This window comes from Planococcus sp. NCCP-2050 (genome assembly GCF_023708025.1).
Taxonomy (GTDB): domain Bacteria; phylum Bacillota; class Bacilli; order Bacillales_A; family Planococcaceae; genus Planococcus.
The window spans coordinates 122,171-136,919 of record NZ_BRCX01000004.1; the positions used below are offsets into that span (position 1 = coordinate 122,171).

The following is a 14,749-nucleotide window of genomic DNA, read 5'->3' on the forward strand; positions in this document are numbered from 1 at the left end:
GCCTGGGTTCACGCCAGTTCAAAAACATCCACAAGCAATAAAGTAATGGCTCCGATTAGCGTCGCATCGTCGCCGAGTTTCGTCACTTCTACCCGGGTCCGGCTCGCTGACGCAGTGAGCGCAGATTTCTCAATCGTTTCGCGGATGGCGGGAAGTAAAAACTTCTCAGCTTTTGAAACGCCGCCGCCTAAAACGATTTTTTCCGGATTGATGATATGGATGAGGTTTGTCAGTCCGATGCCCATCGCTCGCCCGGATTCAGCCAAGATGCTCGCGTAGTCTTCATTTCCTCCGACCGCCAGTTCATAGATCGTTTCCGCGGTCAGCGGATTTGCCTGCGCTTTTACTTTTCGCGCAATAGCGGGTCCGGTGACAAAGGTTTGTAGGCATCCCCGGTTTCCGCATTCGCAGATTTCTCCGTGCAAATCAATCGTCATATGGCCGATTTCTCCGGCAATGTCGGAAGAGCCGTGATACAATTTGCCATCAATGATGAGGCCCGCGCCGACGCCTCTTCCGATATTCACCGCAAGCATGCTTTTCACATCGCCGTGATTGCCGAACCAAAATTCGCCGAGCGCCATCGCCCGTGCATCGTTTTCCACTTTCACTTCCAAACCGAATGCCTTTTCCAACTCTTCTTTGATCGGGATATCCGACAAGCCAAGGTTCGGGGCATACAATGACATGCCTTTTTCCACATCGACGACACCATGCATGGCGATTCCGATGCCGATCACTTCGTTTTCCGATTTCGGAATTCCGTCCAAGCACATGGAGATGCCTTTTTTCAACGCGTCGATGAATTGAGTGTTGTCGACCGGCAATTCGAGTTTGATTTCACTTCTTTTCAGAATCTTGCCCGCCAAATCCGAGACGATGCATTGGATGTTCTTCGGTCCCGCATCCACGCCGATGATGCAGAAAGCCTGGTCATTGATGACAAGCATCGTCGGTTTCCGGCCGCCTTGCGATTCGCCAATGTCTCGCTCTTCAACGATTTTCTGTTCGAGCAATTCTTTGACATTGCTGCTGACTGTCGGCGGCGTCAAATTCGTTTCCCGCGCAATCTGCGCTCGGGATATCGGTCCGTCTTTTCTGATTTTATTGAGGATGATCGATTTGTTCATTGACTTCATCCATTGAAAGCTGCCATGGCGCATAAAGGTTCCTCCGTATCATTCGTTTCCTATGGTTTTTAATTTTCAATCTTCTTATTGAATAGTTTACCAAATTCCTTTATACTCATGTTAATTAAATTAATTTATAAAGTATTGGAGTGGAAGAAGATGAATCAGCAGCAATTGTCCCAAACGTTTAACGAAGTCTTCGAAACGGCGGATCCGCCGCGTTTCTTTTTTGCCCCCGGGCGCATCAATTTGATCGGCGAACATACGGATTACAACGGCGGACATGTTTTTCCGGCAGCTATCTCCTTTGGTACCTATGCCGCTGCAAAAAAACGCAGCGACCAGAAATTGCGGTTCTACTCGCTGAACTTTCCGGAAGAAGGCGTCATTGAATGCGAGCTTTCCGATCTTTCCCACAATCCGGATCACAGCTGGGCGAACTTCCCGAAAGGCATGATTCATCTTTTCAGCGAAAACGGCTTTCCTCTCCCCTGCGGAATGGATGTCCTGTTTTCCGGAAACATTCCGAACGGCGCCGGCCTCTCTTCTTCCGCTTCCATTGAAATGGCGACTGGCGTGGTGCTCGAGGGTTTATTCGACTTCGCGATCGACCGTTTGAAGATGATTCAGCTGGGGCAAAAGGTTGAGAACGACTATATCGGCGTCAATAGCGGCATCATGGACCAGTTTGCGATCGGCAAAGGGAAAAAAGACTTTGCTATGCTGCTGGATTGCCAAACGCTCGATTTCCGCTATGCCCCGGTGGATTTAGGCGAACACGAAATTGTCATCATCAATTCCAACAAGCAGCGGACATTGGCCGGCTCGAAATACAACGAACGGCGGGCGGAATGTGAACAGGCACTGGCAGATATCCGCACCGAAGTTTCGGTCACGAGCCTCGGCGAATTGACGTCGGAGCAATTTGAAAAAGTGAAGCATTTGATCCAAGACGAGACGAATGTGAAACGCGCGAAGCATGCGGTCTATGAAAATGAACGGACCTTGCTTGCCTTAGAAGAACTCGAACGCGGCAATCTTCAAAAGTTCGGCAAGCTGATGAACGAATCCCACATCTCGCTTCGGGACGACTACGAAGTGACAGGTGCAGAACTCGACGCCATCGCCGAGACGGCTTGGCATTTCCCTGGCGTGATTGGGGCACGCATGACTGGTGCCGGTTTTGGTGGATGCGCCATCGCCATCGTCCATCAAGCGCAAGTGGAGAACTTCAAAGAACAGCTCACACAAAAATATACCGAAGCATTCGGTTATGCCCCTTCATTTTATGAAGCGAAAATTTCCGACGGTGCAAAAGAACTGACAGAGGAGTTTTGATGATGCGGATACTAGTATTGGGCGGAGCCGGCTATATCGGTTCTCATGCCGTCTATCAATTGATTGATGAAGGAATGGAAGTTGTTGTGGTGGATAATTTGGAGACGGGCCACCGGGAAGCGGTCCATCCGAAAGCTGTCTTTTATGAAGGCGATATCCGGGATGCCGCATTTCTGAATTCGGTATTTGAAAAAGAAGCGATTGATGAAGTGCTGCATTTTGCGGCGAACTCGCTTGTCGGGGAATCGATGGAGAACCCGCTCAAGTATTTTGATAACAATGTGTACGGCACGCAGGTTTTATTGAAGGCGATGGTCGACCACGGTGTGAAGAAAATCGTCTTTTCTTCCACTGCTGCCACGTACGGTGAGCCGGAAGCGGTGCCGATCACTGAATCGATGCCGACGAACCCTGGCAATACGTACGGTGAAACAAAGCTGACGATGGAGAAGATGATGAAATGGACGGCACTTGCCCACGGGTTGAAATTTGTTTCTTTGCGCTATTTCAATGTAGCAGGCGCACGCGAATCAGCGGAGATTGGTGAAGACCACCGGCCCGAATCGCATCTCGTGCCGCTTATTCTGCAGACGGCGCTTGGCCAGAGAAGCGACATCACGGTATTCGGCGACGACTACGATACAGCGGACGGAACGTGCATCCGTGATTATGTGCACGTTGAGGATTTGATCCAGGCGCATTTATTGGCACTTTCGTATTTGCGAACCGGCGGCGAAAGCGACGTGTTCAATCTTGGCAGCAGCCAAGGTTTTTCGGTGAAGGAAATGATCGATGCTGCACGGACCGTGACCGACAAAGACATCCCGGTGAAAATCGGCGCACGCAGAGCTGGAGATCCGGGAACGCTGATTGCGAGCTCCGATAAAGCACGCAGCGTGCTCGGCTGGAATCCGGTCCATACTTCCGTCGAAAAAATCATTGGAGATGCGTGGAACTGGCATTCGACGCATCCCGCCGGCTACGAAAAGGACGTGTAAACATGGTTTATGAAACACTTGCCGGACTTATCCGGAAAACGATAGAAGCCGAATTGATCGAACCGGAAGATCAGGATTACGCGCGCAATCAAGTGATGCATCTGCTCGGCCTCGAATCGTTTCCGGAAGAGACGATTGAAGCGGCAGAAGACACCATCCCGAACCTTCTTGAAGATTTGGTCGCTTACGCAGTCGAACAAGGTGTGATTCTGGATATGCTGGACGACAAGGAAATGCTGTCGGCCAATATCATGAATTGCTTCGTCGCGAGGCCTTCTGCCATCAATGCGGCGTTCAATGAAAAATATGCGGAGTCCCCTATTGCGGCGACCGATTATTTTTATGAATTGAGCCAGAATAGCAACTACATCCAGATGAACCGGATCCGGAAGAACATTTCATACCAAACGGCAACGCCTTACGGCCAAATGGACATCACGATCAACTTGTCGAAGCCTGAAAAAGATCCGATGCAAATCAAACGGGAACGCGAGATGAAGCAGACACTCAGCTACCCGAAATGCCTATTGTGCAAGGAAAACGAAGGCTATGTCGGGCGGATCGGCTACCCGGCCCGCGCCAACCACCGGATTGTGAAAATTCCGCTTCGGGGTGAGAATTGGTATTTGCAATATTCGCCTTATGTCTACTACAACGAGCATAGCATCCTGCTTTCCGAGGAACACCGCGATATGAAAATCGACCGCTCCGGCTTTGAACGGCTGCTCGCTTTTACTGAACGCTTTCCGCATTATTTTGTCGGATCGAACGCCGATCTGCCGATTGTCGGCGGCTCGATTTTAAGCCACGACCATTATCAGGCAGGCCGCTATGAATTCGCCATGACCCGGGCGGAAGATGCTTTTAGATTTAACTTGGCTGCCTATCCTGAAATCACGGCTTCGGTGGTGAAATGGCCCTTATCTGTGATCCGGTTGAAAGCGGCAGCGATCAATCCGCTCGTGAACGCAGCGGATGAGATTTTGCAGACATGGCGCATCTACTCGGATGAACAAGCAGAAGTGCTCGCTTTCACAGGAGACGTTCCGCATAATACGATCACGCCGATTGCGAGAAAACGCGGCGAGCTGTTTGAAATCGATTTGGTGCTGCGAAACAACCGGACGTCGGAAGCCCATCCATCCGGCATCTTCCACCCGCACGAGGATGTCCACCACATCAAGAAGGAGAATATCGGCTTGATTGAAGTGATGGGGCTTGCGGTTCTGCCGCCTCGCCTGAAAGAAGAACTCGCGGAAATCCAACAGTTTCTGCTTGGCAATACGAACGCGGTCGCGCCTCCCCATCTTGAATGGGCGGAACAGCTAAAAGTGCAGTACGGCACGCTTCAGCGTCCGGAAGATGCGGATGCGGTTCTGCGGGAAGAACTCGGCAAGAAATTCGTACGGGTCCTTGAAGACGCCGGTGTGTTAAAAGACGAAAGAGCCTTCAACCGCTTTATTGATGCCTTGAACAACTAAATCGGCGCCGCAGGTTTCGGGTCGCTGGCAAATGTGCACGAAGGTTTCACAGAATTTTGTGCATCCTTGCCATTCACCATTTCCCTCCCCTGCGGTATGCTTTATTTAATAAATGAAAGCACTTACACAAATTGGAGGGACTCAAATGGCAGGTTTGAATTTAGTGAATATCCGAAAAGAATATGAAAAAGGCGTGGTCTCTGTAAAGGATTTTAATCTGGAGATCCGCGATAAAGAGTTCCTCGTGCTCGTCGGCCCTTCCGGCTGCGGAAAATCCACAACGCTCCGCATGATCGCCGGCCTTGAAGACATCACAGACGGCGACTTGTACATCGGTGACCGACGCGTCAACGACGTATCGCCGAAAGACCGCGATATCGCGATGGTTTTCCAGAACTACGCACTTTACCCACATATGAGCGTCTATGACAATATGGCGTTCAGCCTGAAACTCCGCAAGATGAAAAAAGACGAAATCAAATCACGCGTAGCGAACGCTTCGAAAATTCTCGGCCTTGATGAATACTTGAACCGGAAACCGAAAGCCTTATCAGGCGGTCAGCGCCAGCGTGTCGCTCTTGGGCGTGCCATTGTGCGCGACGCTGAAGTGTTCTTGATGGATGAGCCGTTATCGAACTTGGATGCGAAACTGCGAGTGCAGATGCGTACGGAAATTCAAAAACTTCACCGCCGCTTGCAGACGACAACGATCTACGTAACGCATGACCAAACCGAAGCGATGACGATGGCGACGCGCCTTGTCGTCATGAAAGACGGCTTTATCCAGCAAGTCGGCACACCGAAAGAAGTGTACGATTTGCCGGACAATATGTTCGTCGGCGGCTTTATCGGGTCGCCATCCATGAACTTCCTGCGCGGAAAAATCGTCGGGGATTCATTTGAAATGGAAGGCATCAAAGTGTTGGTGCCTGAAGGCAAACTGTCTACGCTGCGTGACCAAGGCTACGTCGGCAAAGAAATCGTGCTCGGCATCCGTCCGGAAGATATTCACGATGAGCCGTTGTTCCTTGAACATTCTCCGCATACGAAAATCAAAGCTTATGTGGAAGTGGCGGAATTGATGGGATCGGAAATCGTCCTTTACTCGAAAGTGAACGAACAGGATTTTGTGGCACGTGTGGATGCCCGCTTTAACGTACAAGCCGGGCAAACAATCGACATGGCCTTCGATATGAACAAAGCGCATTTCTTCGACATCGAATCCGAGCTGCGCATCAAATAATCGCAACAAGAATAAGCAGCGATTCAATTTCATAGACACAGCACATAAAAACCGGACACCCCCCTCGTCCGGTTTTTTGTATGGAGAGATTTTGATAGGAGAAAGCCGATAAAAGAATCGAATACGTCCCTTGCTTTCTCCGTTTAACAAGAAACTGAGCGAAGGCGCGTCCATGGGGTGGGCGAAGCAAGAAGACAGGCGCTCTTCCTGGCTTCTTGCGGGAGCCGTCCCCTAAGCGACCGGAGCGGTTTAACGGCTTCAAGCCATTAAAAAAACTGCAGACAAACTCGATCGTAGACCGCAGACAAAAGAATCGAATATGTCCATTGCTTTCTCCGTCCAACAAGAAACTGAGCGAAGGCGCGTCCATGGGGTGGGCGAAGCAAGAAGACAGGCGCTTTTCCTGGCTTCTTGCGGGAGCCGTCCCCTAAGCGACCGGAGCGGTTTAACGGCTTCAAGCCATTAAAAAAACTGCAGACAAACTCGATTCAATCGAATTTGTCTGCAGTCTGTGTCGTCCCAAATTATTTTTGGGACGAATCTTTTTACACTTTCGCTAAAATCAACACTCCTTTTTCTTTCAGTACGAGGTTGCCGCTCACTTGTTCATCTGTCAGCACTTCTTTGTACTGGCTGTCTTTCAATTCGATCGTTGCTTCTTCGTTGTTATGGTTCAACACGAACAAGTAGGTCTGCCCGTCTTTCACGCGTTCAGTCGTTTCTACGCCTTCCGGTACAGCAAGAAGCGGCTCGACGCCTGCTTCTTCGCAGACAGTCTCCAGGAAGTCGACCAGGAATTCTGCGTCCGGGCTAGAAGCGACGTACCATGCTTTCCCTTTTCCGAATTGGTTGACGGTCAGGACCGGCATGCCTTTATAGAAATCGGAGCCGTATTCCGCGACTGCTTCAGCACCTTCCGTATGGATCAAATCAAACAGCAAGTTGCACGAATAGCTGCCGCTCATTTTCCCGCGGGCATCTTTCAAGACGATCTGGTTGGTGACGTCCGGATGCAGCGCATCGATTTCTTCTGCCCAAATGCCGAGCACGTTGCGAAGTTCCCCCGGGTAGCCGCCAAGCGTTACGATATCCGTTTCGTTGACGATGCCGCTGAAGAACGTCGTCAGGAACGTGCCGCCGTTTTGGACAAATTGCTCCACTTTCGCTGCATAGCCTTCTTTCACCATGTAAAGCACCGGCGCAATGACGACATCGTAGTGGCTCAAATCTTCTTCGACGCCGATCATGTCGACTTGGACATTGAGTTTATAAAGCGCATCGTAGTATTTATGGACTTCGTTGACGTAGTCGAGCGAAACGGACGGGCCGCTTGACAGTTCCGTCGCCCAGCGGTTTTCCCAGTCAAAGACGATCGCCACTTTGGCGTTGACGCGTGCATCGAGCAGCGTATCGCCTAATTGATTCAATTCCTGGCCTAATTGCGCGACTTCATTGAACACACGGGTATTTTCGTGGCCGACGTGCTCGATGACCGCTCCGTGGTATTTCTCGCAAGCACCGACAGAACGGCGCAATTGGAAATAGAGAATGGTGTCTGCACCGCGGCCGATTGCCTGGTAGCTCCATAAGCGCATGACGCCTGGACGCTTCAGCGAATTGTACGGCTGCCAGTTTTGCTGGCTCGGCGTCTGCTCCATCAGCATGAAGGGCTGCCCGCTTTTCAGTCCGCGCATCAAATCATGTGTCATCGCTGTGTAGCTGAACGGCGTATCGATCGCCGGGTAGTTGTCCCACGACACCACGTCCATTTCTTTTGCCCATTTGAAATAATCGAGCATCGGATACGTGCCCATCAAATTGGTTGTAATCGGCGTCTCTGCAATGTGTTTGCGAATTGCGTTGTATTCCAGTTTGTAGCAGTCCAATAAACTGTCCGACTGGAAGCGGCGGTAATCGAGCGAGATGCCTTGGAAATCGGATTCGTTGTTTTCGCGTTCTTCGCTCAAGATGTTCGGTGCGACGATTTCGTCCCACTCGTAAAAGGTATGTCCCCAGAAACCTGTGTTCCAGGCTTTGTTCAACTTCTCCAGTGTTCCGTATTTATCGCTTAGCCAGCCGCGGAATGCGTCTTGGCAATTATCGCAATAGCAATAGCCGCCGTATTCATTCGATACGTGCCAAATGAGGACAGCCGGGTGGTCTTTATAGCGTTCGGCCAATTTCTCAGCGATCTTCTCTGAGTATTCGCGGTAGGTCGGGCTGTTCGGGCATGAATTGTGGCGGCTTCCGAATTTCCGCTTGCGTCCGTAGAAATCCACGCGCAGCACGTCCGGATATTTCTTCGCCATCCAGGCAGGATGCGCCGCTGTGCTCGTCGCTAAACACGTATAGATGCCATTTTCGTACAAGCGGTTGATTTTGTCATCGAGCCAGTCGAAATTGTACGTCTCTTCATCGGATTGATTGAGCGCCCATGAAAAGACGTTCAACGTTGCGACGTCGATTCCCGCCAGTTTGAACATGCGTACATCTTCATCCCAGATTTCTTTCCCGTCCCATTGTTCGGGGTTGTAGTCCCCGCCGTGCCAGATTTTCGGTAATTTCCTGTTAATCATTCGATTCCGTCCCTTCTATGATCAATCCTGTCAGCTAAGCTTCGGCTGAGCGAGCAATTGGATTTTGTCGGTCGCCGTATTTTCCAGTTCCAATACGACGATTTCGTTGTTTTCTTTTTTCAGAAGCGGTCCCGGCAAATACAGGCGCTGCTGCGGCCCCGCTTCGTTCCAGTAGCGTCCGAGATTAAAGCCGTTAATGAAGACATTGCCTTTAGTGAAGCCGGCCGTGTCGACATATGTATCCAACCCTTCTGCCGCATCGAACGATCCGCGGAAGAATTTCGGGTAGCGGTCGCTGCCACTCAGCTGGTAATCTGCCGGCAAGCGGTCCATTTCCACTTTGAACATTTCCCAGTGGAAGAAATACTGTTCGCCGAGCCATAAGTTTTTAATCAAGCCTTTCGGATCGGTCAAGTGTTCACCATAGTTGGCGCGTCCCATATTCTCAACGAAGATTTCGAGGGTATTCACTTTTTCCGGGAAATCCAATGTCACTGTTTTGTCTTCATCGTTGATATAGGTTTTCGCGGCGAAGCGTCCGTTTACATAAATGGAACTCCGGTCGCGGATATTGCCCGAGTTGAATTTCAACTCCCCTTGGCGGTTGACCGTTGTGCGGTAAAGGGTATAGCCGTATGCTTGGCCGATATCCTCCATCGGAAGCGGTACGATATGCTCCACTTTTTCGCTGATGGAATCGAGGACATCAAACAAACTGACGCTTTCGCTTACTGTTACCGTCCCATAATCTTTGGCAGAAACCGTTTCCTCGAAATCCGCCGGCACTTCAGTAAACTCACTCAAAACCTTTTTCACTGCCTTGTATTTCTCAGTAATTGCTCCGCCTTCTGTCAGCAAGCTGTCGTAGTCGTAGCTTGTGATCGTCGGGTAGTAGATGTCGTAATGGTTAGCGCCGTTCATAAAGCCGAAATTGGTGCCGCCGTGGAACATATAGAAATTGACGGAAATGTTCTTTTCCATGATTTCCTTGAATACTGCTGCCACATCGTCGCCGCTGCGCACGGTATGTTCGCCGGTCCAGTAGTCGAACCAGCCAATCCAAAACTCAGCCACCATTTTCGGCGATCCCGATTTGAAAGCTTCCAGCGCATCGAACGATTCGTCCACGCGCGAACCGAAGTTCAGCGTTGTTGTAACGTCCGGAATCGAACCTTGCGTGATGAAATCCGGTCCGTCAGAAGTGAATAAAAACGTATCGAGTCCGTGTTTTTCATATTGGTCACGGTAAAACGCCAAATACTCCAGATCGTTGCCGTAAGCTCCGTATTCGTTTTCGATCTGCATCGCAATGACCGGTCCCCCGTTTTGGAGCAGATGCTTTTTGAATTTCGGCAGCAGCTCAGCGAAATACTCGTCCACATGCTTCAGAAATGCGAAATGGCTGCTTCTCATGACGAGGCCCTTTTCTTTCATTAGCCAGGAAGGCAAGCCACCCATTTCCCATTCGGCGCAAATATAAGGCGCCGGCCGCAAGATGACATACAAGCCCAGTTTATGGGCAAGTTCGATAAAGCGTTCGATATCCGCCATTCCCTTGAAATTGAATTCGCCTTTTTTCGGTTCATGGAAATTCCACGGAATATAAGTCTCGACCGTATTCAATCCGAGCGCCTTCAATTTCTGGAGCCGGTCTTCCCATTGCTCCGGCACTGTCCGGAAATAATGGATGCCGCCGGATAAGATCTGGAACGGCTGTTCATTCAGATAAAAAGAATCGTTTTTAACAGTCAGCAATTCGACGCCTCCTATGTATGTTTTCGTTAAATTTGCTTCAGCTTGAAGAGAGTGGAAGAAAAATCAGCCGGATGGGCTTGTTTTCGGTAGCGGTTCAATTGCAGACCGGCTTCCATCAATTCATCGCCGTAAAATGTATCTTCAATCCCGTCAATCGCGTACTCAAATTCCGGATTCAAGCCCTTGAAGAAAATGCGGCTATAGCCTGGATTCGGACGGGCCAATACTTGGTAATAACCGAGTAGCGCTTCCTGCTGGTCGTCTGACACGACCATCCAGCTCGTTTCATTGCCATCTTCTGCAAAAGGGCTTTCGATCCGGTAAAACTGCCCTTGCTGGATCAGCTTCCGGTTTTCCTTATAGAAAACGATTTGCTGCTTTACTTGTTCTTTTTCTTCGCCTGTCATTTTCGTGACGTCGAGTTCATAGCCGAATGCACCAAAGTAAGCGGTATTCGCCCGCGTTTCCAAGCTCGTCACACGTCCCACTTGATGGTTCGGAACGGCAGAGACATGCGCCCCCATTGAAGAAATCGGGTAGACCATGGAGGTTCCATATTGGATCTTCAAGCGTTCCACCGCATCCGTATCATCGCTCGTCCAGCCTTGCGGCGCGTAATGGAGCATGCCCGGGTCAAACCGGCTCCCGCCTCCTGCACAAGACTCGAACAGCACATGCGGAAATTCCGACGTCAAACGTTCATATAAAGAGTAGACACCGAGGATATAGCGATGGGTAACTTCCCGCTGGCGGTCTGACGGCAATTCCAACGAGCCGACTTCCGTCATATAGCGGTTCATGTCCCATTTCACATATGAAATCGGCGCTTCCTGCAGCACCTTTGCCATCAAATCATGGATATGGTCCACCACTTCCTGGCGTGAAAAATCGAGCACCAGTTGATTGCGTCCGTGCGACATCCGGCGATTGGGTACATGCAGCACCCAGTCCGGATGTGTCCGGTACAGCTCACTCGCTTTTGAGACCATTTCAGGCTCGAACCACAAGCCGAATTCCATGCCTAAACTTGTGATGTCTTTCGCCAGTTTGGTGATGCCGTTCGGCAATTTACGCTTGTCTTCTATCCAATCGCCGAGCGACGTCGTATCGTCGTCGCGTTTGCCAAACCATCCATCATCCAGAACAAATAATTCCACACCCAATTCCTTGGATGACTGGGCAAGTTCAAAAATTTTCTTCTCTTCAAAATCCCAATAAGTCGCTTCCCAATTGTTGATCAGCACCGGACGTTCCCGGTCGCGCCATTTCCCGCGCGCCAACCGCGTCCGGTAAAGCCGGTGATAAGTCTGGCTCATGCCGTTCAAACCTTCCGCCGAATAAACCAAAACCGCTTCCGGAGTCTGGAAGGTTTCGCCGCTTTCCAGCAGCCAGTTGAAATCGAATGGGTTGATGCCGATCATCAGGCGGCTCACGCCGTAATGGTCCACTTCCACTTGTGCCAGGAAATTTCCGCTATAGACGAGGCTCACGCCGTAAACTTCGCCGTGATGTTCGGTCGTTTCCGGCCTCTTTAATGCAAGGAAGGGGTTTTGCTGGGCACTGCTCGTTCCTCTTGTGCTCGCGATGCTTTGGAGGCCGGGCACAAGTTTGCGCATTTTCACATGCCGTTCTCTCACCCAAGCGCCCGATAGCTGCACCAATTCAAAATTGGCATCCGGCAAATCCAGGCTGGCACTCAACGCTCTTGCCAGATTCACTTTCAGCACCCCGTGGTTCGTAAATTTTACGGATCTTGCAATCGCATCCAATTCTTCGAAAACCGTATACGATAGGCAAAGTTCTAAATCGATTCCCTCGTCGTATAAAGTGATTTCCAAAGTCGTCGCTTCCGCATCGTCTTCTGCATACGTTGCAGGCAAACCATCGAGTTTCTTTTTGCCTTTGAAGATGGCGTGCTTTTTGTAGACAAAATCCGTGATGCGGCTGCCGTTTTCCTGCAGCACTTGATAAGCGGGTTCCCGGAAATCGGTCGTACCAAAAGCCGGATATTCCTGCTTGAGCAGATCTAGCGAAAATACCGGATCCCCTTCAGTGGTGCAGGCAGTATTCGGCATTTCTTCAATGTGGAACAAGCGCTCAAACGACTCCCGGTGGCGCAGCTTTTTGCCGTAGTAAAGCTGGCCAAGCTGGCCGTTTTGCAGGATCGACAGAATATAGCTGGTCTTTTCGGTTTGCAGATGAAATTCCCGTGTGGCATTGTTGTATAAAATCGGCACAATATACCTCCTGCTCATTGATCATTCATTCGCTTATTGACCGCTCCGGGCGCCACGGCGCTAAGCAAACCAGTCAATAAAAGCAAATGTATTTTTTACTTACTGTAAAACTTAAAAAATATCGGTATTTACAACTCAACTTAACCTTTCACCGATCCCATCATGCCGGCAACAAAATGCTTCTGCATGAGGAAGAATACGAGCGCTGTCGGCAAAGTCGCGATGACGATTGCGGACATGATGACGCCGTAGTCCGGTGAATAGCTTGATCCCAAATTGGAGATCAAAAGCGGGATGGTGCGTTTTTCCGGTGACTGCAAAATGACCAATGGCCATAAATAATTGTTCCAGCTGTTCATGAACGTAATGATTGCCGCTGCGGCATATGTTGTTTTCATCGTCGGCATGTAAATTCGGAAAAAGACACCGATTTCACTCAAGCCGTCGATTCTTCCTGCTTCCACCAAATCTTTCGGGAACATTTTGGTGTTCTGGCGGAAGAAAAAGATGAAGAACGCGGTGGTCGCCGTCGGTAAAATAACTGCACCAAGCGAATCGATGCCGATCAGCGGCGCTGTGTCGCTGATGCTGCCGAACATACGGTAAAGCGGCACCATGATCGCTGCAAAAGGAATCATCATCGACAAGAGCAAAATATTGAAGACGATGTCTTTTCCTTTGCTGCGGTGGATTTCAAATCCGTAGCCGGCAAGCGATGCTAGCAATAGCGTCAATACGGTCGTGATGACGGCGATAATTGCGGAGTTTGCCAAAGCCGGTACGATATCCACCGTGGCGAATAAAGTCTTCATGTTTTCGATCAAATGAGTGCCAGGGATCAAACGCCCTTGCGTCACATCGACTGATTTATTGGTGATGCTGACGAGCATCCAAAGAAACGGAAAAATGGAAACGATCGCTGCCAGGCTTAGGAACGTGTAGATAAAGATTCTTTTCAAATTTTTCATTTCTTCTCACCTGCCACTCTGAATTGAATAATGGAAAGAATCACAACGAGAATTACGATGACGTACGATACGGTTGAAGCGTATCCGAAGTCCGGCGTGTATTCGAAGGAAAGGTTATAGATGTACTGCGAAATGGAAATTGTCGCATTTCCAGGTCCGCCGTTTGTGATATTGACGATTTCATCGAAAATCTGCAATGTCCCGATCGTCGAAGTGATCGACGTGAACAAAATGATCGGCTTCAGCATCGGAATGGTGATTTGGAAAAATTGCTGGAACGCATTCGCTCCATCGATTCTTGCTGCTTCGTAAATCGATTTGTCGACATTCTGCAAAGCCGCCAAATAGAAAATCATGTTATAGCCTGTCCATCTCCACGTAATCGCAAGGATGATGACCACTTTTGCCCAGAAAGGATCAGCCAGAAAGTTGATGGTTTCAGAGATAAAGCCAAAATTCAGCAAGAACTGGTTGATGATGCCATCTACACCGAAAAGGTATTTGAAGATGACCGAATAGGCCACGAGTGAAGTGACGCACGGCAAGAAAATCGCGATTCTAAAAAAGCCTCTGAATTTCAATTTAGGATCATTTAACAGAACCGAGAAAATTAACGCCAATACAATCATCAAGGGAACTTGGATCAAGAGATAAATTGATGTATTGGTTAGCGCTGCGATAAATGTTGGATCACTGAATAATCGCTGCCAGTTGTCCAACCCCGTATATTCGAGATTGCCGCCCATTCCGGATTGGAATGATAAGAGAAAAGCTTGGACCATAGGGTAGAAGTTGAAGATGGTGATGGCGATGACGGAGACAATAACAAACAACCAACCGACTTTTTTCTTGAAGAACACACCTGTTTTTTCGCGTTTGGTCTCTTTGTAGCGCAAGCTTACCGGGAGATCCAGTTTGCTTTTTTCTGATGATGGCTGGTTCATACTTCTCATTCCTCCTATAAAAAAAGCTTGAGCTGCGCATTGGCTGGCAAGTGGGAAAGCACTCCTACCAATCCGTTAG

General features: G+C 49.7%; 10 protein-coding genes. 4 read left to right on the forward strand and 6 right to left on the reverse strand.

Annotation, left to right across the window (positions count from 1 at the left end; translation table 11 throughout):
• Window positions 1–8 precede the first annotated feature (8 nt).
• Window positions 9–1,163: an ROK family transcriptional regulator gene (locus NFU07_RS13660; protein ID WP_251479000.1), complete on the reverse strand. Its 1,155-nt coding sequence runs from the start codon at window positions 1,161–1,163 to the stop codon at window positions 9–11.
• A 126-nt stretch (window positions 1,164–1,289) separates the two neighbouring features.
• Between NFU07_RS13660 and NFU07_RS13665 the strand changes: the two genes are divergently transcribed.
• The 4 genes from NFU07_RS13665 to NFU07_RS13680 all read left to right on the forward strand — a co-directional run bounded on the left by NFU07_RS13665 (window position 1,290) and on the right by NFU07_RS13680 (window position 6,190).
• Window positions 1,290–2,468 carry a galactokinase gene (locus NFU07_RS13665; RefSeq protein ID WP_251479002.1) on the forward strand — a complete coding sequence of 393 codons (1,179 nt, stop codon included), beginning with the start codon at window positions 1,290–1,292 and terminating at the stop codon, window positions 2,466–2,468.
• Between the two features lie 2 nt (window positions 2,469–2,470).
• Complete coding sequence (gene galE, locus NFU07_RS13670) at window positions 2,471–3,466, forward strand: UDP-glucose 4-epimerase GalE (RefSeq protein ID WP_251479003.1); 996 nt, start codon at window positions 2,471–2,473, stop codon at window positions 3,464–3,466.
• A gap of 2 nt (window positions 3,467–3,468) precedes the next feature.
• Complete coding sequence (galT, locus tag NFU07_RS13675; RefSeq protein WP_251479005.1) at window positions 3,469–4,947, forward strand: UDP-glucose--hexose-1-phosphate uridylyltransferase; 1,479 nt, start codon at window positions 3,469–3,471, stop codon at window positions 4,945–4,947.
• Between the two features lie 145 nt (window positions 4,948–5,092).
• On the forward strand, window positions 5,093–6,190 hold the full coding sequence (locus NFU07_RS13680; RefSeq protein WP_251479007.1) for an ABC transporter ATP-binding protein: 1,098 nt from the start codon (window positions 5,093–5,095) through the stop codon (window positions 6,188–6,190).
• A 545-nt stretch (window positions 6,191–6,735) separates the two neighbouring features.
• Here NFU07_RS13680 and NFU07_RS13685 read toward each other — a convergent pair.
• The 5 genes from NFU07_RS13685 to NFU07_RS13705 form a co-directional block, all read right to left on the reverse strand.
• Entirely contained in the window at window positions 6,736–8,766 is a 2,031-nt protein-coding gene (locus NFU07_RS13685; RefSeq protein WP_251479009.1) for a beta-galactosidase, read from the reverse strand.
• Between the two features lie 30 nt (window positions 8,767–8,796).
• Window positions 8,797–10,521, reverse strand: a complete 1,725-nt coding sequence (locus NFU07_RS13690; RefSeq protein ID WP_251479011.1) for a glycoside hydrolase family 35 protein — start codon at window positions 10,519–10,521, stop codon at window positions 8,797–8,799.
• A 26-nt stretch (window positions 10,522–10,547) separates the two neighbouring features.
• A complete protein-coding gene (locus tag NFU07_RS13695) occupies window positions 10,548–12,758 on the reverse strand; it encodes an alpha-galactosidase (RefSeq protein WP_251479013.1) in 2,211 nt (736 codons plus the stop codon).
• Window positions 12,759–12,898: 140 nt separating this feature from the next.
• Window positions 12,899–13,726, reverse strand: coding sequence for a carbohydrate ABC transporter permease (locus tag NFU07_RS13700; protein ID WP_251479015.1), 828 nt, complete (start codon window positions 13,724–13,726; stop codon window positions 12,899–12,901).
• Entirely contained in the window at window positions 13,723–14,670 is a 948-nt protein-coding gene (locus NFU07_RS13705) for a carbohydrate ABC transporter permease (RefSeq protein ID WP_251479017.1), read from the reverse strand. The genes NFU07_RS13700 and NFU07_RS13705 overlap by 4 nt, the downstream gene beginning before the upstream one ends.
• Between the last annotated feature and the right edge of the window lie 79 nt (window positions 14,671–14,749).